Annotated in this window: 15 protein-coding genes; 5 read left to right on the forward strand and 10 right to left on the reverse strand. The window is 69.0% G+C overall.

From position 1 onward, the window contains the following. Positions 1-313 precede the first annotated feature (313 nt). The 5 genes from G6048_RS07870 to G6048_RS07890 form a co-directional block, all read right to left on the reverse strand. Complete coding sequence (locus G6048_RS07870; RefSeq protein WP_165338720.1) at positions 314-550, reverse strand: SGM_3592 family protein; 237 nt, start codon at positions 548-550, stop codon at positions 314-316. A 146-nt stretch (positions 551-696) separates the two neighbouring features. Then, on the reverse strand, positions 697-1,416 hold the full coding sequence (locus G6048_RS07875; protein ID WP_165338721.1) for an ABC transporter permease: 720 nt from the start codon (positions 1,414-1,416) through the stop codon (positions 697-699). A 10-nt stretch (positions 1,417-1,426) separates the two neighbouring features. After that, positions 1,427-2,338, reverse strand: a complete 912-nt coding sequence (locus G6048_RS07880; protein ID WP_165338722.1) for an ABC transporter ATP-binding protein — start codon at positions 2,336-2,338, stop codon at positions 1,427-1,429. Further along, on the reverse strand, positions 2,335-3,240 hold the full coding sequence (locus G6048_RS07885; protein WP_165338723.1) for an ABC transporter permease: 906 nt from the start codon (positions 3,238-3,240) through the stop codon (positions 2,335-2,337). The genes G6048_RS07880 and G6048_RS07885 overlap by 4 nt, the downstream gene beginning before the upstream one ends. Further along, positions 3,230-4,204 (reverse strand): ABC transporter ATP-binding protein, encoded by a 975-nt coding sequence (locus G6048_RS07890; protein ID WP_165338765.1) that lies wholly within the window; start codon positions 4,202-4,204, stop codon positions 3,230-3,232. The genes G6048_RS07885 and G6048_RS07890 overlap by 11 nt, the downstream gene beginning before the upstream one ends. 309 nt (positions 4,205-4,513) lie before the next feature. Between G6048_RS07890 and G6048_RS07895 the strand changes: the two genes are divergently transcribed. From G6048_RS07895 to G6048_RS07905, 3 genes are all read left to right on the forward strand, one after another. Continuing rightward, positions 4,514-6,283, forward strand: a complete 1,770-nt coding sequence (locus G6048_RS07895) for an SDR family oxidoreductase (RefSeq protein ID WP_165338724.1) — start codon at positions 4,514-4,516, stop codon at positions 6,281-6,283. A 222-nt stretch (positions 6,284-6,505) separates the two neighbouring features. Continuing rightward, the gene (locus G6048_RS07900; protein WP_165338766.1) at positions 6,506-7,054 is read left to right on the forward strand and encodes an RNA 2'-phosphotransferase; all 549 of its coding nucleotides are present in this window, start codon (positions 6,506-6,508) and stop codon (positions 7,052-7,054) included. 88 nt (positions 7,055-7,142) lie between these two features. Continuing rightward, on the forward strand, positions 7,143-8,009 hold the full coding sequence (locus G6048_RS07905) for a Cof-type HAD-IIB family hydrolase (protein ID WP_165338725.1): 867 nt from the start codon (positions 7,143-7,145) through the stop codon (positions 8,007-8,009). Between the two features lie 22 nt (positions 8,010-8,031). Here the strand turns inward: G6048_RS07905 and G6048_RS07910 are convergent, their stop codons facing one another. The 5 genes from G6048_RS07910 to hisC form a co-directional block, all read right to left on the reverse strand. After that, a complete protein-coding gene (locus tag G6048_RS07910) occupies positions 8,032-9,078 on the reverse strand; it encodes a M23 family metallopeptidase (RefSeq protein ID WP_165338726.1) in 1,047 nt (348 codons plus the stop codon). Positions 9,079-9,243: 165 nt separating this feature from the next. Continuing rightward, positions 9,244-12,750 (reverse strand): thiol reductant ABC exporter subunit CydD, encoded by a 3,507-nt coding sequence (gene cydD / locus G6048_RS07915; protein WP_165338727.1) that lies wholly within the window; start codon positions 12,748-12,750, stop codon positions 9,244-9,246. A gap of 100 nt (positions 12,751-12,850) precedes the next feature. After that, positions 12,851-13,855 carry a cytochrome d ubiquinol oxidase subunit II gene (gene cydB, locus G6048_RS07920; RefSeq protein ID WP_165338728.1) on the reverse strand — a complete coding sequence of 335 codons (1,005 nt, stop codon included), beginning with the start codon at positions 13,853-13,855 and terminating at the stop codon, positions 12,851-12,853. Between the two features lie 20 nt (positions 13,856-13,875). After that, complete coding sequence (locus G6048_RS07925; RefSeq protein ID WP_165338729.1) at positions 13,876-15,384, reverse strand: cytochrome ubiquinol oxidase subunit I; 1,509 nt, start codon at positions 15,382-15,384, stop codon at positions 13,876-13,878. A gap of 278 nt (positions 15,385-15,662) precedes the next feature. Then, positions 15,663-16,751, reverse strand: a complete 1,089-nt coding sequence (gene hisC / locus G6048_RS07930) for a histidinol-phosphate transaminase (RefSeq protein WP_165338730.1) — start codon at positions 16,749-16,751, stop codon at positions 15,663-15,665. A 394-nt stretch (positions 16,752-17,145) separates the two neighbouring features. Between hisC and G6048_RS07935 the strand changes: the two genes are divergently transcribed. Continuing rightward, the gene (locus tag G6048_RS07935) at positions 17,146-18,258 is read left to right on the forward strand and encodes a LacI family DNA-binding transcriptional regulator (protein ID WP_165338731.1); all 1,113 of its coding nucleotides are present in this window, start codon (positions 17,146-17,148) and stop codon (positions 18,256-18,258) included. A 203-nt stretch (positions 18,259-18,461) separates the two neighbouring features. Beyond that, complete coding sequence (locus G6048_RS07940) at positions 18,462-19,586, forward strand: metallophosphoesterase (RefSeq protein WP_165338732.1); 1,125 nt, start codon at positions 18,462-18,464, stop codon at positions 19,584-19,586. Positions 19,587-19,635: the final 49 nt, after the last annotated feature.

Below are 19,635 nucleotides of genomic sequence, written 5' to 3' on the forward strand. Positions count from 1 at the left end.
ACGTCGGGAGGGGCGGCCCGCGCATGATGCGCGCTCGAAGCGGCCGCCCCGGGCAGCTCCCCGTGCGGGGCGGACTCGACGGAGCGGTAGCTACTCCGGAGTGCGCCGCGGGCTGCCCTGTCGGGAGCTCGACGGACTGCTACTGATGGGCATCGTCGCGCTCCTCTCCCAGAATGTGGCACCGGAGGAACCCGGCGACCTGGACATAACTACTCTGCCCCTACGCCGAGTTGGGCGCCACCGAATTAAAAGGGCACCCCGGCTGGGCGGCCCGGGAGCGGCTGAGCGGCCTTGGCGAAGTCCAGCGGAGCGCTCAGCGGCGCCATCTGCGTCGCCGCGCCTTGCTGAAGAACCAGCCTGCGGGCGGCTCGTCCGACCGCCAGGGCTGCGGTTCGGGGCCCCCTTTCCGCCAGCGGGCCGCGAGCATACGGGCGCGCGCCGACGGCTCGGCCGTCTCGGCGGACCGTATGAAGTCCTCGTCCAGGACGAGGTCGTCCCAGGTGTCCTCGGACTCCCCCTGACCATCGCTTCGTGGTTCCTGCCTTGCCATCCCCGTTCCTCCTTGCCGTGCATTCCTTTGGACAAGTGTGCCGTTGCGCCCGTAAAACCGATCTCAAGATCAAAAGAGGCCCCACGCGCGCGTGACCCCCAACAGCGAGCACGCGCACGTGGAGCCGCCCCGACTCCCCGGAGCGCTTACTCCTCGCCGGCCAGCGTCAGCGTCCGCAGCTTCTGCCCCGCGAACCAGGTGGCGACCACGGTCACCGCGATCAGCAGCACCGTCCCCGTAGCAAGGCCCACATCGGAGGTGACGAGGTCCCCGCCCGTGACCTCGTGGGCCACGGCGAGCGACCACTGCTGAACGCTGAGCGTCCGCGCCCCGGCCACCAGGGACCCGAAGAGGGCTTCCCAGACGAGGGCGTAGACGAGCCCGAAGACCACCGCGTGCCGGGTGATCGTGCCGAGCAGCAGGAAGAGGGCGGCGTACGCGATGGAGGCGACCAGCGCGGCCACGGTGTACGCGACGGCGATCTGCTGACCGTTGCCGTTCAGGATCATCCCGGCGAGGAACGTCGGGATCGCGGAGAACGCCATGGTCACCGCGATGGCGACGATCAGCTTGGTGAAGATGATCGTGGGGCGCTTGATCGGCTTGGCGAGCAGATACACCACCGAGCCGTCGTCGATCTCCGGGCCGATCGCGCCCGTACCGGCGATGACACCGATGATCGGCACCATGGTGGCGAGCGCGAACCCGCCGAGGACGTCGGCGGCGACCTGGTCGTCGGTGCCGGTGAAGGCACGGACCGCCACGGAGATCACGATCAGCAGGACGGGCAGCGCGCCCAGGATGAGAGCCCGGCGGCGGCCGAGCAGGCCGCGGTAGGTGAGCCGGGCGACTGTGGGGTCGTACATCTTCGGCCTCCTACGCCGCGACGAGATACGAGAAGACGGACTCGAGCGACTCGTCCGAGGGCGAGACCGCCAGCAGGCGGATGCCGTGGTCCCTGGCCACCCGCGGCAGCAGTGCCGTGAAGCGCCCGAAGTCGACCGCCTGGATGCGCAACGCGCCCTCCTGGAGGTCCACTTCGATGCCGGATGTCGACGGGTCCGCGATGAGCGCGGCCGCGAGCGCGCGGTCGTCGCTGGAACGCACTAGGTAGCGGTGCGGGCGGTCCGTCATCAGACGCCGGATGCGGCGGAAGTCACCGCTCGCTGCGTGCCGTCCGGCGACGATCACCTCGATGTGCGAGGCGAGTTGCTCGACCTCTTCGAGGATGTGCGACGAGAACAGCACGGTGCGGCCCTCGTCGCCCATGCGGCGCAGCAGGTCCATCAGCTGCATGCGCTGGCGCGGGTCCATGCCGTTGAAGGGCTCGTCGAGCAGCAGCAGGGACGGCTCGTGGACGAGCGCGGAGGCCATTTTCACGCGCTGCCGCATGCCCTTGGAGTACGTCGAGATCTTCCGGTCCTGCGCGTACTCCATCTCGACCGTGGCGAGGGCCTTCTGGGCGGCCTTCTTGCCGAGGCCGTGCAACTCGGCGTTGGCGACGACGAATTCGCGGCCGGTGAGGAAGTCGTACATCGCCTCGCGCTCGGGGACGATGCCGATCTGCCGGTAGATCTGTTCGTTGCGCCAGACCGCCTGGCCGTCGAGTGTGACGGAGCCCGTGGAGGGGGCGAGGAAGCCGCCCATCATGTTGATGAGGGTGGACTTTCCCGCGCCGTTCGGGCCGAGCAGGCCGGTGACACCGGGGCTGATCGTCATCGTGATGTCGTTGACGGCGACCACGTTGCCGAACCAGCGCGATACGTGGTCGATGTTGAGCGTGGTCACAGTCCGACCTTTCGGTAGCGGCGCATCAGGAGGCCGTAGCAGCCGGCGATGAGGCCCAGGACGACGAGGAGATAGACGACGCCCTCACCGCTCGACGGGCCAACTTCTCCGGGGAAGGAGGATGTGGCTCCGAGGAAGGCGGTCTGTACTCCGTCGATGAGCGTGATGGGCGAGAAGAGGCCGAGCCAGGCGATCGCGTCGGTGCTGTTCTGGTCGAATGCGATGGCCTGGACGGTGGACACCGCCCCGTAGGAGATGGTCAGCGTGGCGATGACGGCCGCGATGCCGAAGCCGCGGCGCGGAGTGACCGCCGAGATGACCAGGCCGATACCGGCGAAGAGCAGTGAGAGCAGTGCCACGGAGAGGAGCCCTTGGGCGAAACCCTTGGTCTGGTCCGCGAAGTCGAGTTTGGCCAGCAGTGCGCCCACATAGAGCACGACCAGGGGTGCGGCGGTGAGGATGAACATCGCCGAGGCCAGCGACGCGTACTTGGCGCGCACGTAGTCGGCGGTCTCGATGGGGCGCGAGAAGTACAGCGGCACGGTCTTGAAGCGCAGGTCGCGCGACACGGACTGCGGTGCCTGCGAGGCCACGTACAGGCCGATGACCGCCTGGAGGAAGATCGCGTACTGCGTGTAGTCGACCGGCAGGTCCTTCGCCTTGGTGGCGACCGCGACGGCCACCATGATGGCGGCGGGCACGCACATCACCACGAAGAGCAGCATCGGCAGCACCTTGGACTTCACCGAGCGGCCGAGGCCGTACGCGCCGCGCAGGGACTGCGAGTAGAGCGAGCGGCGGGCGTAGGCGCGGCCCAGGCGTGGGCCGTCGTAGTTGCGGTAGCCGATGTTGTGGATCCGGGTCTGCTCCCCGGTCCGGGCCGGGCTCTGCTCAACCGCCATGGCCGACCGCCTCCTTCCGCTCTTCGTCCCGCGCGTCGTCGGCGTCCTTGAAGACCTCCGAGATGTGGTGCCTGCGCTGTTCCATACGGACCAGGCCGAGGCCGAGGTCGGCGACGATGTCGCGCACGAGGTCGTACGTCTCCTCGCCGTCCGCCGTGAGGAGCAGGATGTGGCCGGCGCCCGGCAGTCCGCTGCCGTCGTGGGTGTCGATCCCGCGCGCGTGCAGCACCTCGCGCACCGCACGGGTGCCGTCCGGGTGGTCGTCGGTGTCAGTGACCTCGATCGCGAGGGTCGTCGTGGTCTGGGTGAAATCCGTGGTGGAGCTGGACCGCAGGAGCTTGCCGCCGTCGATGACGACGACGTGGTCGCAGGTTCGCTCCAGCTCGCCCAGCAGGTGGGAGGTGACCAGGACCGAGATACCGAAGTCGGTGTGGATGCGGCGGATCAGGCCGAGCATCTCGTCGCGGCCGACCGGGTCGAGGCCGTTGGTCGGCTCGTCGAGGAAGACCAGCTGGGGGTCGTGGACGAGGGCCTGCGCGAGCTTCACGCGCTGCTTCATGCCGGTCGAGTAGCCGCCGATGGGGCGGTAGCGCTCCTCGTAGAGGCCGACGTGGCGCAGCGTGTCCGCGGTGCGCTCGCGGGCTGCCGCCGGGGGCAGGCCGGACATGCGCGCCATGTGGACGACGAACTCGGTGGCCGAGACATCGGGCGGCAGGCAGTCGTGCTCGGGCATGTATCCGACCCGCTCACGGATGTCGCCGCCCTTGGTGGCGACATCGAGGCCGAGCACTTCGGCGCGGCCCTCGGTGGCGGGGGACAGACCCAGCAGGATCTTGATCAGTGTGGACTTGCCGGCTCCGTTGGCTCCGACGAGTCCCGTCACACCGGGCCCGACGTCCACGGAGAGCCGGTCAAGCGCGGTTACCCTCGGGAACCGCTTGCTCAGGCTTTCGGTCGCGATCACAGTCACGATTCGAAGGTAGTGGCGCAGGCCACAGCAGGACGTCACCCCAGGGAGCTGTATCGGCGTCACTCTCCGGTATTACGGGCCCGTAAGGGTCCCCCTGAGGTCGAACAACCCACGGCAGTTGTCCACCTCCGGCTGGTTGTCCACATCGGGCGAGTTGTCCACAGGCCCCGCACCTGCCTGTTGACGCGGCTTCCAACAATTGGAACATTCGACAGGGCCCGGCACGCAACCGCTGACGGGCCTGATCGGCCTGTGTAAAGGGGGCGCGTGAGCAAGCGAGGCCGTATGGGCACGGGGGATCGCATGACAGGCGAAGGTCTACTCAAGGGCGCGCGCGAGCGCTGGGTGCGGACGGGCAGGGTCGAGTTGTGTGTCGCCGAACTGGGCGACCCCTCGCAGCCGACCGTCCTGCTCGTCCACGGCTACCCGGACACCAAGGAGGTGTGGTCCGAGATCGCTCCACGCCTCGCCGAACGCGGATTCCACGTGGTGATGTACGACGTCCGGGGCCACGGCAGATCGACCGCCCCGCAACCGCTGCGCGGCGGGTTCACGCTGGAGAAGCTGACGGACGACTTCCTGGCGGTCGCTGACGCGGTCAGCCCCGACCGGCCGGTGCATCTGATCGGGCACGACTGGGGCTCGGGCCAGGGCTGGGAGTTCGCCACCGTCGGGCGCACCGAAGGGCGGATCGCCTCCTTCACATCGATGTCCGGCCCCTCCCTGGACCACCTCGGGCACTGGATCAAGAAGCGCACGACCCGCCCGACCCCGCGCAGACTCGGTCAACTCCTCGGCCAGGGAGCCAAGTCCTGGTACATCTACGCCCTGCACATCCCCGTCCTGCCCGAACTCGTCTGCCGCGGCCCGCTCGGCAAGCAGTGGCCGAAGATCCTTCGGCGAGTCGAGAAGATCCCCACGGACGAGTACCCGACCGCCTCCCTGCCCTCGGACGCGGCACACGGCGTATGGCTGTACCGGGACAACGTACGGAGGCGGCTGCGCAACCCGCGCCCGGACGCGTACGCACACGTGCCCGTGCAGCTCATCACGCCCCTGGATGACGCCTTTCTGTCCCAGCGGCTCTACGACGACCTGGAGCATTGGGCCCCGCGGCTGGTCCGCCGCACACTCCCGGCCAAGCACTGGATCCCGCGCACCCGGCCGGATCAACTGGCCGCATGGATCACCGAGTTCGTTACCTCGGCCGAGAAGGGAAGACCCGCACCGGTGGCGACCGTCAAGTACTCGGACCGTTTCGGCGGGCAGCTCGTGCTGGTCACCGGAGCCGGCAGCGGCATCGGGCGGGCGACCGCCCTGGCATTCGCCGAGGCCGGCGCACGCGTCGTGGCCGTCGACCGGGACGCGGAGAGCGCGGCCCGCACCGCGGAGCTGTCCCGTCAGGGCGGAGCCCCCGAAGCGTGGGCCGAGGCAGTCGATGTCGCTGACGAACAGGCCATGGAGAAGTTCGCCGACAAGGTCGCCGCCGAGTACGGAGTGGTCGACGTACTGGTGAACAACGCCGGGATCGGACTCGCCGGCTCCTTCTTCGACACCACCACGGAGGACTGGAAGAAGCTCCTCGACGTCAACCTGTGGGGCGTGATCCACGGCTGCCGGCTCTTCGGCAGGCAGATGGTCGAGCGCGGACAGGGCGGCCATATCGTCAACACCGCGTCGGCGGCGGCGTATCTGCCCTCGAAGGCGCTGCCCGCCTACAGCACCTCCAAGGCTGCGGTGCTGATGCTCAGCGAATGCCTGCGCGCGGAGCTGGCGGGCCAGGGCATCGGCGTCTCGGCGATCTGCCCCGGCTTCGTCAACACCAACATCACCTCGACCGCGCACTTCGCGGGCGTCGACGCCGAGGAGGAGAAGCGGCGCCGGAAGAAGGCCGCGCGGCTGTACGGGCTGCGCAATTACGCACCGGAGAAGGTGGCGGACGCCGTCCTGCGCGCGGTCGTCCGCAATCAGTCCGTGGTGCCTGTGACTCCCGAGGCCCGAGGGGCCCACCTCATGGCCCGCTTCGCACCCAGGGCACTGCGCGCGATCGGACGGATGGAGCCACCGCTGTGAGGAGATGGCTGAGGAAACACGGAAAGCGACGGAGAGTTGTCCACAGGTAACGTCAACTTGTCCTGTGGATAACGCACTTGGCTGTGGATCAAACCTCCGCGCCCAAATAAAATGCGTGATCAGCGTCTCGCCAGGCACTCTGGCGCCATGAACGAATCCGAGACCGATGGCGAGATCGGAGCGGAGATCGATTCCGGGACCGACTCCGCGATCCATTTCGAGATAGATGAACGCCGCACCGTGAAGGTGTCGAAGTACCTCTCAAAACACCTGCGGCATCAGCCCGACCGGATCGGGCTCACGCTAGACGAAGGCGGCTGGGTCGAGATCGAGACGTTGATGGCCGCGGCGTCAGCCCACGGCTTCCGGTTCACGCGGGCCGAGCTCGACCACGTGGTGGCCACCAACGACAAGCGGCGCTTCGCGATCGAGGGCAACCGGATCCGCGCCAGCCAGGGCCACTCCGTCGAGGTGGACCTCGGTCTGTCCCCGGCGACGCCGCCCGCATACCTCTACCACGGGACCGTCGCCCGCAACCTGGACGCGATCCGCGCCGAGGGCCTTAGGCCCATGAACCGGCACGACGTGCACCTCTCTCCGGATCGCGAGACCGCGACCCGCGTCGGTGCCCGCCGCGGTCGTCCCGTCGTGCTCTCCGTGGACGCCGCCGCCATGCACCGCGACGGCCACATCTTCCGGGTCAGCGCCAACGGCGTCTGGCTCACGACCGTCGTTCCCCCGCGCTACCTGCGGTTTCCCGAGCGGCACTGAACTGCCGCATCGGCAGGCCCCTGGCGGCGTGGGCCCGTATGTGCGGTCCGTCGCACGGTCGTGCGGGCATCTGCGGGACAATGACGGCGTGACCTCAGCGACCCGCCGGCCCCAGACTCCGGCCTCCACCGTTCCACCCCGGCTGATCGCAACGGATCTGGACGGCACCCTCCTGCGCGACGACCACTCCGTCTCGCAGCGCACGGTCGCCGCTCTGGCCGCCGCCGAGGAGGCCGGCATCGAGGTCTTCTTCGTGACCGGCCGCCCCGCCCGCTGGATGGATGTCGTCAGCGACCATGTCCACGGCCACGGCCTCGCCATCTGCGGGAACGGCGCCGCCGTGGTCGACCTGCACGGCGGCGCCGGCAACCACCGCTTCGTCAAGATCCGGGAGTTGGCACGGGAGAACGCGCTCGATGCCGTACGGCTCCTTCGTGAGGCCGCGCCGGGAACGGTGTTCGCCATCGAGCAGACGTACGGCTTCCACCAGGAGCCGTCGTACCCGAAGCTGCACATGGAGATCCCGGACAACCTCGCGCCCGCCGAGAAACTCCTGGCGCCGGACGGTCCCGGCGCCGACGAGCCGGTGCTCAAGATCCTCGCGTTCCACCACGAGATCGCCCCGGACGACTTCCTGATGACCGCCCGCCTGGCCATCGGCGACCGCGCCAACGTGACCCGTTCCAGCCCCAGCGCACTGCTGGAGATCAGCGGCCCCGGGGTCTCCAAGGCCAGCACGCTCGCGCTGTGCTGCGCCGAGCGCGGCATCTCGCACGAGGAGGTCGTCGCCTTCGGGGACATGCCGAACGACGTGGAGATGCTCACTTGGGCAGGCACGTCGTACGCGATGGGCAACGCGCACCCCGACGTGATCGCCGCGGCCTCCGGACGCACGGTCGCCAACAACGAGGACGGGGTGGCGGTCGTGATCGAGTGGATGCTGGGTCTCTCCTAGTCGAGAGAGGCCGACTCTCCCCCTAGAGCCGCGCCCCGCGCTCGGCCAGCCACCGCACGGGATCGACACCCGAGCCGTGATACGGCGTCAGGCGCACCTCGAAGTGGAGATGCGGGCCGGTCGAGTTGCCGCTGGTGCCCGACTGGCCGATCCACTGCCCGGTTGTCACCCGCTCCCCCTGGTCGACGGCGACCGTCGCGAGATGCGCGTACTGCGTGTAGTAGCCCCCGGCGTGCCGCACCACGGCCTCGATGCCGAACGGGCCACCGCACGACACCTTGACCACGCGCCCCTTGCCCACCGACCGCACCGGCGTACCGATGTCCACCGCGAAGTCCTGCCCCGTGTGCCGGCTCGCCCAGTGCTCACCTCCGGTGCCGAAACCCGCGGAGAGTTTGTACGTCTCCAATGGCGCGACCCACGCCGCTGTGGAGCCCGTCTCCGGCTGGTCAAGCCGGACAGCGCCCCGGCACGCACCCGCCGCGACCGAGGCGTCAGCCTGCCCTTGAAGTGTCGACTGCGCCTTCTCGAGCCTCCGCTCGATGCCCTGCTTCATCTCGGCGAGCCGTACATTGCGCCGTTTCAGCGCCTGCCAGGCCTTCGCGGCCTTCGCCTCGTCGGCGGTGAGCCGTGCCTCGGCGCGGTGGCTCTTCGTAACGGCGTTGTTGACCGCCAGGTCCGCCTGCCACACGGCACGCTGACCACGCATCAACTCGTCGGGGCTGTCCGCGAGCAGCAACTGCGCGGTGTAGGAAAGCCCTCCACCGCTGCGGTACTGCTCGCGCGCCATCCGGCCGAGGTCCCCGTGCAGTACGGCGACGTTCCGCCGCTCCCGCGCGAGAAGCCGCTCAAGCCGCTGCGCATGGGCCCGCTGCACCTCGGCCTTCCTGCGCCCTGCCTCGTACCGCTGCGTCGTGGCGGACGCCTTCTCGAAGAGCCGTACCACCTCGGCGCTGAGGCCACCGGGATCGCCGGCGTCACCCTTGGCAGCCGTGGGTCCGGCCGCCAGAAGGGCCAGCGCGCACAGCAGCACCGGTACGAGCAGGGGGTGGCGGCGAGATGGGCGCATGCAACGGATGGTGTCCTGCGCCGGAGCCGCGATCCTGTTCATGTCGTACGCCTGGGGGACCGAATGCCACGGACGGACCACTTCGCTGCTCCGAACAGCGGCCTGGTTCAGGGCACTTGAATGGCTCGTCAGCGGGGCGGCGCTTCGTGCGGCGGCTTCGCCGGCTCAACGAACCGCCGCCAGCAGCTCCGACGCCTCTTCCCGGCAGCGCATCTCCCGCAGCGGACCGTCCACGGCGGTCAGTTCCCCGTACGTGCCTCGCTGTACCACGCGCCCGTCCGCCAGCACGATCACCTCGTCCACGGCCTCCAGACCGGCCAGCCGGTGGGTGATCAGCAGTGTCGTGCGGCCCTCGGTCGCGGCGAGCAGATCTGCGGTCAGCGCGTCGGCCGTCGGAAGGTCGAGGTGCTCCGCGGGCTCGTCGAGGACGAGGACCGGGAAGTCGGCGAGCAGCGCACGGGCGAGCGCCAACCGCTGCCGCTGCCCACCGGACAGCCGCGCCCCGTGCTCGCCGATCAGCGTGTCGAGCCCCTCGGGCAGACCGTCGGCCCAGTCGAGCAGCCGGGCCCGCCCGAGCGCGTCTCGCACGTCTTCCTCGGTCGCGTCCTTCCGCGCGAGCAGCAGGTTCTCGCGCACCGAGCTGTCGAAGAGGTGCGCGTCCTGCGCACACAGCCCGACCAGGCGTCGTACGTCGTCACCGCCCAGGTCGTACGCGTCCACGCCGCCCAGCGTGTACGTTCCCGCGCCCGCGTCCAGGAACCGCAGCAGCACCTGCGCGAGGGTCGTCTTGCCGGAGCCGGAGGTCCCGACGACGGCGATCCTCTGCCCTCGTGCGAGCGTCAGGTCGAGCCCGGCCAGCGCGTCCCGGTCCTGCCCGTGGTGGCGGGCGGACAGTCCCTGGAGGACGAGCGGGAACGGCGACGCCGGTGCCTCTCGTGGCATCTCCGGTTCGCGTACAGGATCGGGGGCGTCCAAGACCTCGTACACGCGCTCCGCGCTCTTGTGCACCCGCTGCCGGTACTGCACCGCGAGCGGCAGGCCCAGGACGGCCTCGAACGCGGCGAGCGGGGTGAGGACGACGACGGCCATCAGCACGCCGCTGAGGCGTCCGTCGGCGACTGCCTGGGCGCCGACGAGCGCGGTGACCGCCACGGTGAGCCCGGAGACGAGCGCGATGAGCCCGTCGCCGAGCGCGGTGGCGGTCGCGGTCCGCGACGCGATGCGGGTCAGCGCGGCATCGGCCCGCCGCACCTCGGCGGTGCGTGCGGGCAGTGCCCCGGCGACCGTCAACTCGGCCGTCCCCGTGAGGAGATCGGCCACGCGGGTCGCGAGGACGCCGCGGGCGGGGGCCAGCCTGCGCTCCGCGCGGCGCGCGACGGCACCGGTCACCAGCGGGACGCCGGCTCCGGCGGCGAGCAGCCCGAGGGCGAGGGCGGCCCCGGCCTCGGGCAGCAGCCAGGCCGTGAACCCCACGGATGCGGCGGACACGACGACCGCGGCGGATGCGGGCAGCAGCCAGCGCAGCCAGTAGTCCTGCAGCGCGTCGACGTCGGCGACCAGCCGCGAGAGCAGGTCACCGCGCCGTGCGGTGCGCAGCCCCGCGGGAGCGAGCCGCTCGAGCCGGCGGTACACGGCGACGCGGGTGTCGGCCAGCATCCGCAGCACGGCATCGTGCGACACCAGCCGCTCGGCGTACCGGAAGACGGCCCGCCCGATCCCGAACGCCCGCGTGGCCGTGACGGCGACCATCAGATACAGCACGGGAGGCTGCTGCGAGGCCCGCGAGATCAGCCACCCGGAGGTGGCCATCAGGCCCACGGCACTGCCGAGGGCGAGGCTGCCGAGCACGAGAGCGAGCGCGAGCCGACCGCGCCTGGGTCCGGCCATGGCGCGGACGCGGGCGAGGACGCCACCCCGTTCCTCAGTGGTGAGCGGCGGTTCGTCCTGGTCGGCCGTGGAGACTGCCACCGCTCCGGTGCGGCGCGCCTCCGTACCGCCGGCGTGCGTAGATCCGGCTCCCGCGTCGGGCACTGCGGACTCCAGCCGCACCACCCGATCCGCCACCCCCAGCAACGCCGGCCGATGCACCACGAGCAGCACCGTCCGCGCCACCGCCAAGCGCCGGACAGCTTCTACGATCTCGGCCTCGGTCTCCCCGTCCAGCGAAGCCGTCGGCTCGTCGAGCAGCAGCACGGGCCGGTCCGCGAGGAAGGCCCGGGCCAGCGCGAGCCGTTGCCTCTGTCCCGCGGACAGCCCGGCCCCGTCCTCGCCGAGTACGGTCCGTATCCCGTCGGGCAGCGCGTCCACAAACTCGAGCGCGCCCGCGTCACCCAGCGCCCTGGCCACCTCGGCGTCGTCCGCGTCCGGCCGAGCCAGCCGTACGTTCTCGGCGATGGACCCCGCGTACAGATGGGGCCGCTGCGGCACCCAGGCGACCTGCGAACGCCACTTGGCCATGTCGGCCTCGGCGAGGTCGACTCCCCCGACCCGCACCCGGCCCGACGTGGGCTTCACGAACCCGAGCAGCGCGTTCAGCAGCGTCGACTTGCCCGCGCCGCTGGGGCCGACGACCGCCACCGTCTCGCCGGTTTCGACCGTGAAGGACACATCCGATACGGCGTCGGACGACCGCTCCGAGTACCGGACCGTCACCTCGTCGAAGCGAATCCCGCCGGAGGCGGGCACGATCGCGGTCCCGGAGTCCGGCACGGGCGTCTCCAGCACCGAGAAGATCTCCTCGGCGGCGGCCAACCCTTCCGCAGCCGCGTGATATTGCGCCCCCACCTGCCGCATCGGCAGATACGCCTCGGGCGCGAGAACGAGGATGACCAGCCCCACGTACAGATCCATCTCGCCATGGACGAGCCGCATACCGATGGTCACCGCGACCAGGGCGACCGAGATCGTGGCGAGCAGTTCCAGTGCGAAGGACGAGATGAAGGCGATCCGCAGCGTCCGCATGGTCGCCCGTCGGTAGTCGCCGGTGATCCGCCGGATCGACTCGGCCTGCGCCTTCGCCCGCCCGAACACCTTGAGCGTGGGCAGGCCGGCGACCACGTCCAGGAAGTGCCCGGACAGCCGCGACAGCAGCCGCCATTGACGATCCATCCGGGACTGCGTGGCCCAGCCGATGAGCACCATGAAGACGGGGATGAGGGGCAGCGTGCCGACGATGATCGCCGCCGACACCCAGTCCTCCGTGACGATCCGCGCCAGCACCGCCACTGGCACAACCACCGCGAGCCCCAACTGCGGGAGATAGCGCGAGAAGTAGTCGTCGAGCGCATCGACTCCGCGGGTGGCGAGCGCGACCAGCGACCCCGTCCGCTGCCCGCTGAGCCAACCAGGCCCCAGCGCGCCCGCACGCTCCAGCAGCCGTCCTCGCAGCTCCGACTTGACCGCTGCACCGGCCCGGTGCGCGGCGAGTTCCGTGAGCCAGGAGACGAGCGCCCGACCACCTGCGACCGCCACCAACAGCAGGAGAGGCGTACGGAGTTCGGCGACCCCAAACCCGTACTGAAAGGCGCCGACCACCATCTCGGCGATGAGCATGGCCTGGGCAATGACCAACGCTGCCCCGGCAGCGCCCAGCACTACGACCGCTACCAGGAAGAGGCGAGTGGCGCGGGCGTACCGGAGCAGTCGCGGGTCGATCGGTTTCACGTGAAACACACCCTCGGGTCAAGCAGGTGTGTTTCACGTGAAACACACCTTCTCCTCAACGGGCACGTTTCACGTGAAACGTGCCCCGGAATTCAGCTGGCGAGCGAACTCAGTGCACGGCCTCAGCGATGTGCTGCGTACCGATCCGCTTCCGGAACACCCAGTACGTCCACGCCTGGTAGATCACCACCACCGGCGTCGCGATCACCGCACACCAGGTCATGATCTTCAGCGTGTACGGGCTGGACGAGGCACTGGTGACCGTCAGGCTCCACTCGTCATTGAGCGAGGACGGCATGACGTTCGGGAAGAGGGTCAGGAAGAGCATCGCCACGGCGGCCACGATGGTGATGCCGGACAGGGCGAACGCCCAGCCCTCACGCCCCGCCTGGTTCGCCCCGATCGCCGCGACCAGTGCGACCACCGCCACGATCATTGCGGCCAGGCTCGTACTGTCGCCCTTGTCGGCCTGGGTCCAGCCCAGGAAGACCAGCGCGAGAACAGCCGTCACCACACCGAGTCGCAGCGCCAGTTGCCGCGCCCGCTCCCGGATGTCACCTAGCGTCTTGAGCGCGGCGAACACCGCCCCATGGAAGGTGAACAGTGTCAGCGTCACCAGGCCGCCCAGGATGGCGTACGGGTTGAGCAGGTCCCAGAGGTTGCCGACGTACTCCATGTCTCGGTCGATCTTCACGCCCCGCACGATGTTGCCGAAGGCCACGCCCCACAGGAACGCGGGGATCAGCGAGCTCCAGAAGATCGCGCTCTCCCAGTTGCGCTGCCAGCTCTCCTCGGGCCGCTTCGCCCGGTACTCGAAGGCGACTCCACGGACGATCAGGCAGACCAGGATGAGCAGCAGCGGTAGATAGAAGCCGGAGAAGAGCGTGGCGTACCAGTCGGGGAAGGCGGCGAAGGTCGCGCCGCCCGCGGAGAGCAGCCAGACCTCGTTGCCGTCCCAGACCGGCCCGATGGTGTTGATCAGTACTCGCTTCTCGGCCCGGTCGCGGGCGAGCAGCCGGGTGAGGACACCGATCCCGAAGTCGAAGCCCTCCAGGAAGAAGTAGCCGATCCACAGGACGGCGATGAGGACGAACCAGACGTCGTGAAGTTCCATGGCTCTGCAGCTCCCCGGGCCTAGTAGGAGAAGGCCATCGGCTTGTCGGCGTCACGGGAGTCGCCGCCGATCTTGGTGGGCGGATTGAGGTCGGCCTCGGTGAGTTCGGGCGGTCCGGCCTTGATGTACTTCGCGAGCAGCTTCACCTCGATGACGGCGAGGATCGCGTAGAGAGTCGTGAAGACGATCATCGAGGTGAGGACCTCACCCTGCGACACACCGGGGGAGACCGCGTCGCGGGTCTGCAGCACGCCGTACACGACCCACGGCTGGCGGCCCATCTCGGTGAAGATCCAGCCCCAGGAGTTGGCGATCAGCGGGAACCCCAGGGTCAGGAACGCGATGCGCCAGTACCACTTGGTGAGCGTCGGGCCGAGTGCCTTCCTGGGCAACAGCACCAGATACGGCACCTCGTCGTCCCCCACGCGCAGGTGCTGCGGCAGCAAGAACTTCTTCCGTGTCAGCCAGAGCCCGACCAGACCGATGGTCAAGGACGTCATGCCGAAGCCGATCATCCAGCGGAAGCCCCAGTACGCGACCGGGATGTTGGGCCGGTAGTCGCCTGGGCCGTACCGCTCCTGTTCGGCCTTGTTGACGTCGTTGATGCCGGGGACGTACGAACTGAAGTCGTCCTTGGCGAGGAAGGAGAGCAGCCCTGGAATCTCGATGGCCACCTTGTTGTGGCCCTTGTCGACGTCCCCGTAGGCGAACACCGAGAAGGGCGCGGGCGCCTCGCCGTCCCACAGTGCCTCGGCCGCCGCCATCTTCATCGGCTGCTGCTCGTACATGATCTTGCCGAGGACATCTCCGCTGATCGCGGTGAACATGCCCCCGATGACCACGGTGACCAGGCCGAGCCGCAGCGAGGTCTTCATCACGAGGATGTGCTTCTTGCGGGCCAGATGGAAGGCCGCGATGCCGACCATGAAGGCGCCACCTGTGAGGAAGGCCGCGGAGAGGGTGTGGAAGGCCTGGGCGAGCGCGGTGTTCTGGGTCAGGACCAGCCAGAAGTCGGTGAGTTCGGCACGGCCCCGCTGCTCGTTGATCCGGTAGCCGACGGGGTGCTGCATCCAGGAGTTGGCGGCGAGGATGAAGTACGCCGACAGGATTGTGCCGATCGAGACCATCCACATGCACGCGAGGTGGATCTTCTTCGGCAGCTTGTCCCAGCCGAAGATCCACAGACCGATGAACGTGGACTCGAAGAAGAACGCGATCAGCGCCTCGAAGGCGAGCGGAGCACCGAAGACGTCACCGACGAAGCGCGAGTAGTCGGACCAGTTCATGCCGAACTGGAACTCCTGCACGATGCCTGTCACGACACCCATCGCGATGTTGATCAGGAAGAGCTTCCCCCAGAACTTCGTCGCCCTGAGGTACTTCTCGTTCCCCGTACGCACCCAGGCGGTCTCCAGGCCGGCGGTGAGCGCGGCGAGCGAGATGGTCAGGGGGACGAAGAGGAAGTGGTAGACGGTGGTGATGCCGAACTGCCATCGCGCCAGGGTCTCCGGCGCCAAAGCCAGGTCCACGTCGTCATTCTCCTTACGTCGCCGTGGTCACAGCGGCAGTTTGACCCGCTTGTTCGCAGACATCACGGGATCAACCGGGCAAGCTTGTGAACGCGTTCACATTCACAAGCAATTATGACGCATGGCTGTTCGGAGCATGAGGGGTGGGGGGTCCCTAAGTTCGGACCATTCGGGTCCCTGGCACGAAGACGCAGGTCAGAGCCTAGCGACACGAATACGGGTGCAGCAGACCACCGGCAGAGCCCCGTCCACGACGGAACCCTGCCGGCCGCCGGAGGCTAGAGCTCCTTGCGGAACCCCTCCGTCGTCTTCAGGAAGATGTCGTTCGCCTCGGTCTCACCGATCGTCACGCGCACGCCCTCCCCCGGGAACGGCCGCACGACGACCCCGGCCTGCTCACAGGCCGCCGCGAAGTCGACCGTACGCTCGCCGAGCCGCAGCCAGACGAAGTTCGCCTGCGTCTCGGGCACCGTCCAGCCCTGCCCCCGCAAGGCCTCGACTACGCGCGTGCGCTCGCACACCAGCGAGCCCACCCGGCCGAGGAGCTCGTCCTCGGCACGCAGCGAGGCGACCGCCGCGTCCTGCGCGAGCTGGCTCACACCGAAGGGCACGGCGGTCTTGCGCAGTGCCGCCGCCACCGGCTCATGGGCGATCGCGAAGCCGACGCGCAGCCCGGCGAGTCCATACGCCTTGGAGAACGTACGCAGCACGCACACGTTCGGTCGCTGGCGGTAGATCTCGACGCCGTCCGGCACCTGGGGATCGCGGATGAACTCCCGGTACGCCTCGTCGAGAACCACCAGCACATCGCGCGGCACCCGGTCGAGGAAGCGCTCCAGCTCGGCCCGGCGCACCACGGTGCCGGTGGGGTTGTTGGGGTTGCAGACGAAGATCAGCCGCGTCCGCTCGGTGACCGCGTCCGCCATCGCGTCGAGGTCGTGCACGTCCCCCGGCGTCAGCGGCACCTGCACCGGCGTCGCCCCGCTGATCTGCGTGATGATCGGGTACGCCTCGAAGGACCGCCAGGCGTATATGACCTCGTCACCGGGACCGCTCGTGGCCTGCAGCAGCTGCTGGGCGACGCCGACGGAGCCCGTGCCGGTGGACAGATGCGTGAGCGGCACCGCGAACCGGTCCGCCAGTTCACTCATCAGCCCCGTGCACGCCATGTCCGGGTACCGGTTGAAGGATCCCGCCGCCGCGGCCACTGTCTCCATCACCCCGGGCAGCGGCGGATACGGGTTCTCGTTGGAGGACAGCTTGTACGCCACCCGACCGCCGGCCGCAGCGCCCGCGGCGGGCTTCCCAGGCTTGTACGTGGGGATACCCTCCAGCTCGGCACGCAGCTTGGGGCTCGTCTCGCTCACCGCAGTCCTCCTCGTGACCACCACCGGCTTCCAATACTGCTCACCTTAAGAGGATTCGGCGCCGCTGCGTATGGCTCGGGACCGACCACGTAGGCGGTCCTCGGGCATCGGCCCACGGAGGCGTACGAAGTGGGGGGCGCGCCGCTGTCCGGTTCAAGCGCCGGTGGCTCACGCCGTGGCGCGCATCCCCCATGCAGGTGAGTTGAGACCTCTTCGAAACATCACCCCTTCGGCAGGCTCATGCGTCCCGACAAGTGACGTACTGTCATTGAATCGCTCAACTACCTTCCTTTCCAAGCCAATTGAGTGCTGTCGACCTTGCAGAAACGTGCCTGTCAACGAGTGAATATGCGCCCGCACTACCCCACCGCATGAGCCCTACTATCGGCTCGCCATGACAGCAGCAGGGAAGCACCAGGTGAGCCGGGCGGAGACCTCCCGTCGAAGCAGTCGGCCGGGCCGGGCGGGCATCAGAGACGTGGCCGCCGCCGCGGGGGTCTCCATCACGACCGTGTCCGACGCACTCAACGGCAAGGGCCGGCTCCCGGACGCCACCCGACGCCATGTCCGCGAGGTCGCCGACCGGCTGGGCTATCGCCCTTCCGCCGCGGCCCGCACGCTCCGTACCGGAAAGTCGGGCCTCATCGGCCTGACCGTCACGACCTACGGGGATGAACCTTTCACCTTCACGGAGTTCGCGTACTTCGCGGAGATGGCCAGAGCCGCCACCTCGGCCGCGCTCGCCCGGGGCTACGCCCTGGTCATCCTCCCCGCCACCTCGCGGCACGACGTGTGGTCGAACGTGGCCCTGGACGGAACCGTCGTCATCGACCCCTCCGACCAGGACCCTGTCGTCAGCGAACTCGTCCGGCAGGGTTTACCGGTGGTCTCCGACGGCCGCCCCGCCGGCTCGCTGCCGGTGACCGCCTGGGTGGACAATGACCACGAAGCCGCGGTCCTGGGCATCCTCGACCACCTGGCCGACGCGGGAGCCCGCCGGATCGGCCTGCTCACCGGGACCTCGACCGACACGTACACACATCTGTCGACGACCGCGTACCTGCGCTGGTGCGAGCGCGTCGGCCAGGAGCCGGTGTACGAGGCCTACCCCGCGCACGATCCCTGCGCGGGATCCGCCGCCGCCGACCGGCTGCTCGCCCGGCCCGACCGGCCCGACGCCGTGTACGGACTGTTCGACCCGAACGGCACCGACCTCCTCGCGGCCGCCCGCCGCTACGGTCTGCGCGTACCGGAGGATCTGCTGCTCGTGTGCTGCAGTGAGTCCGCCGTGTACGCCAACACCGAGCCGCCCCTCACTACTCTTTCGCTCAAGCCGCGTCACATCGGCACAGCCGTGGTCCAGCTCCTCATCGACGCAATCGAGGGGGTCGAATCAGACCAACCGGTCGAGCAGGTGATACCCACGGAGTTGATCGTGCGGTCCTCCTCCGATCGACGGCCGACGCGTACGACCGTCAGCCCGCCCCGATCACCCGAGGAGAGGTGACCTCAGGCGGTGACATCCGGTGAGAAGGCCCCTCCCAATTCGGGAGAAAACCACGGTGAACTGCGGTCCTGCCCCGATTCACCACCCCTGGGTCATCACATGGCGCGATCCGCATTCCTATGATGGGCGCACGACACCGCGGGCCGCTGCGACCAGGCAGTCCAATGCGGTGCAGATGCGGCGCGATGGTGGTGGAGGGGTCGATGACTCAGGGGGCCGGTCAGGGACCCGAGGTGCGGACGCCGACGGTGCGCGACTTCCGCGCGCCTACGGACGTCCACGAAGCCGATCCGTATGCGCAGCCCTACGGCCCGTACGGCCAGCCCGGACCCCATTGGCAACAATCGCCTCATGCGCAGCAGATGCCTCCCGGCGAAGGCACCAGACCGGGTGAGGACGACGAGGGCTACACGCCGACGCAGCGCGATCTGCCCGTCATCAACCGCGGTGACACCCTTCAGGTGCCGGTCAGCCCCGAAGCCGCGACCGTCCCGCAGTCCACCGCCGGGCCCGGCCCGCTGTATGTCGTCGGCGACGTGCACGGCTACCTCGACGAACTCGTCGCCGCGCTGCGCGAGAAGGGCCTCATCGACATCGACGGCCGCTGGTCGGCGGGCACCGCACGGCTGTGGTTCCTCGGGGACTTCACCGACCGAGGGCCCGACGGCATCGGCGTCATCGACCTCGTGATGCGGCTGTCCGCCGAGGCCGCCGCGGCCGGCGGCTACTGCAAGGCGCTGATGGGCAATCACGAGCTGCTGCTGCTCGGCGCCAAGCGATTCGGCGACACCCCCGTCAACTCCGGTGCCGGTACGGCTACTTTCCAGGCCGCCTGGCTGCTCAACGGCGGCCAGAAGACCGATATGGAACGCCTCGAAGATCACCATCTGCAGTGGATGGCCCGCCTCGACGCGATGGAGCTGGCGGACGGGCACCTGTTGGTGCACTCCGACACCACCGCCTATCTCGACTACGGCGACTCCATCGAGGCGGTCAACGACACCGTCCGCGAAGCCCTCACGCGCAACGACGCGGATGAATGCTGGGACCTCTTCCGCAAGTTCACCAAGCGCTTCGCCTTCCGCGACGACGGGGGCGCGCAGGCCGTGCGCGAACTCCTCGACATGTACGGCGGCTCCCGGATCGTTCATGGTCACAGTCCCATTCCGTACCTTCTCGGCGAGGTCGGCTCAGAGGAAGACGACGATTCCGCGGGCCCGGTGGTCGAAGGACCGCATGTGTACGCGGACGGGCTGGCCATCGCGATGGACGGCGGCGTGACCATGGCCGGAAAGCTATTGGTCCAGCAACTGCCCCTGGATAGCTGACCCTTTTCCGGGCAGGCGTTCTTCCACCTGGGACAGGGCCTACCGAGGG

The organism is Streptomyces ureilyticus (assembly GCF_011045025.1).
In the GTDB taxonomy this organism is placed as follows: Bacteria; Actinomycetota; Actinomycetes; order Streptomycetales; family Streptomycetaceae; genus Streptomyces; species Streptomyces ureilyticus.

Bases quoted from the DNA above. Each gene is read 5' to 3' on its own strand.
- G6048_RS07870 (WP_165338720.1), bottom strand. From the start codon at position 550: ATGGCAAGGCAGGAACCACGAAGCGATGGTCAGGGGGAGTCCGAGGAC.
- G6048_RS07875 (WP_165338721.1), bottom strand. From the start codon at position 1,416: ATGTACGACCCCACAGTCGCCCGGCTCACCTACCGCGGCCTGCTCGGC.
- G6048_RS07885 (WP_165338723.1), bottom strand. From the start codon at position 3,240: ATGGCGGTTGAGCAGAGCCCGGCCCGGACCGGGGAGCAGACCCGGATC.
- G6048_RS07895 (WP_165338724.1), top strand. From the start codon at position 4,514: ATGACAGGCGAAGGTCTACTCAAGGGCGCGCGCGAGCGCTGGGTGCGG.
- G6048_RS07910 (WP_165338726.1), bottom strand. From the start codon at position 9,078: ATGCGCCCATCTCGCCGCCACCCCCTGCTCGTACCGGTGCTGCTGTGC.
- cydB (WP_165338728.1), bottom strand. From the start codon at position 13,855: ATGGAACTTCACGACGTCTGGTTCGTCCTCATCGCCGTCCTGTGGATC.
- G6048_RS07935 (WP_165338731.1), top strand. From the start codon at position 17,146: ATGACAGCAGCAGGGAAGCACCAGGTGAGCCGGGCGGAGACCTCCCGT.
- G6048_RS07940 (WP_165338732.1), top strand. From the start codon at position 18,462: ATGACTCAGGGGGCCGGTCAGGGACCCGAGGTGCGGACGCCGACGGTG.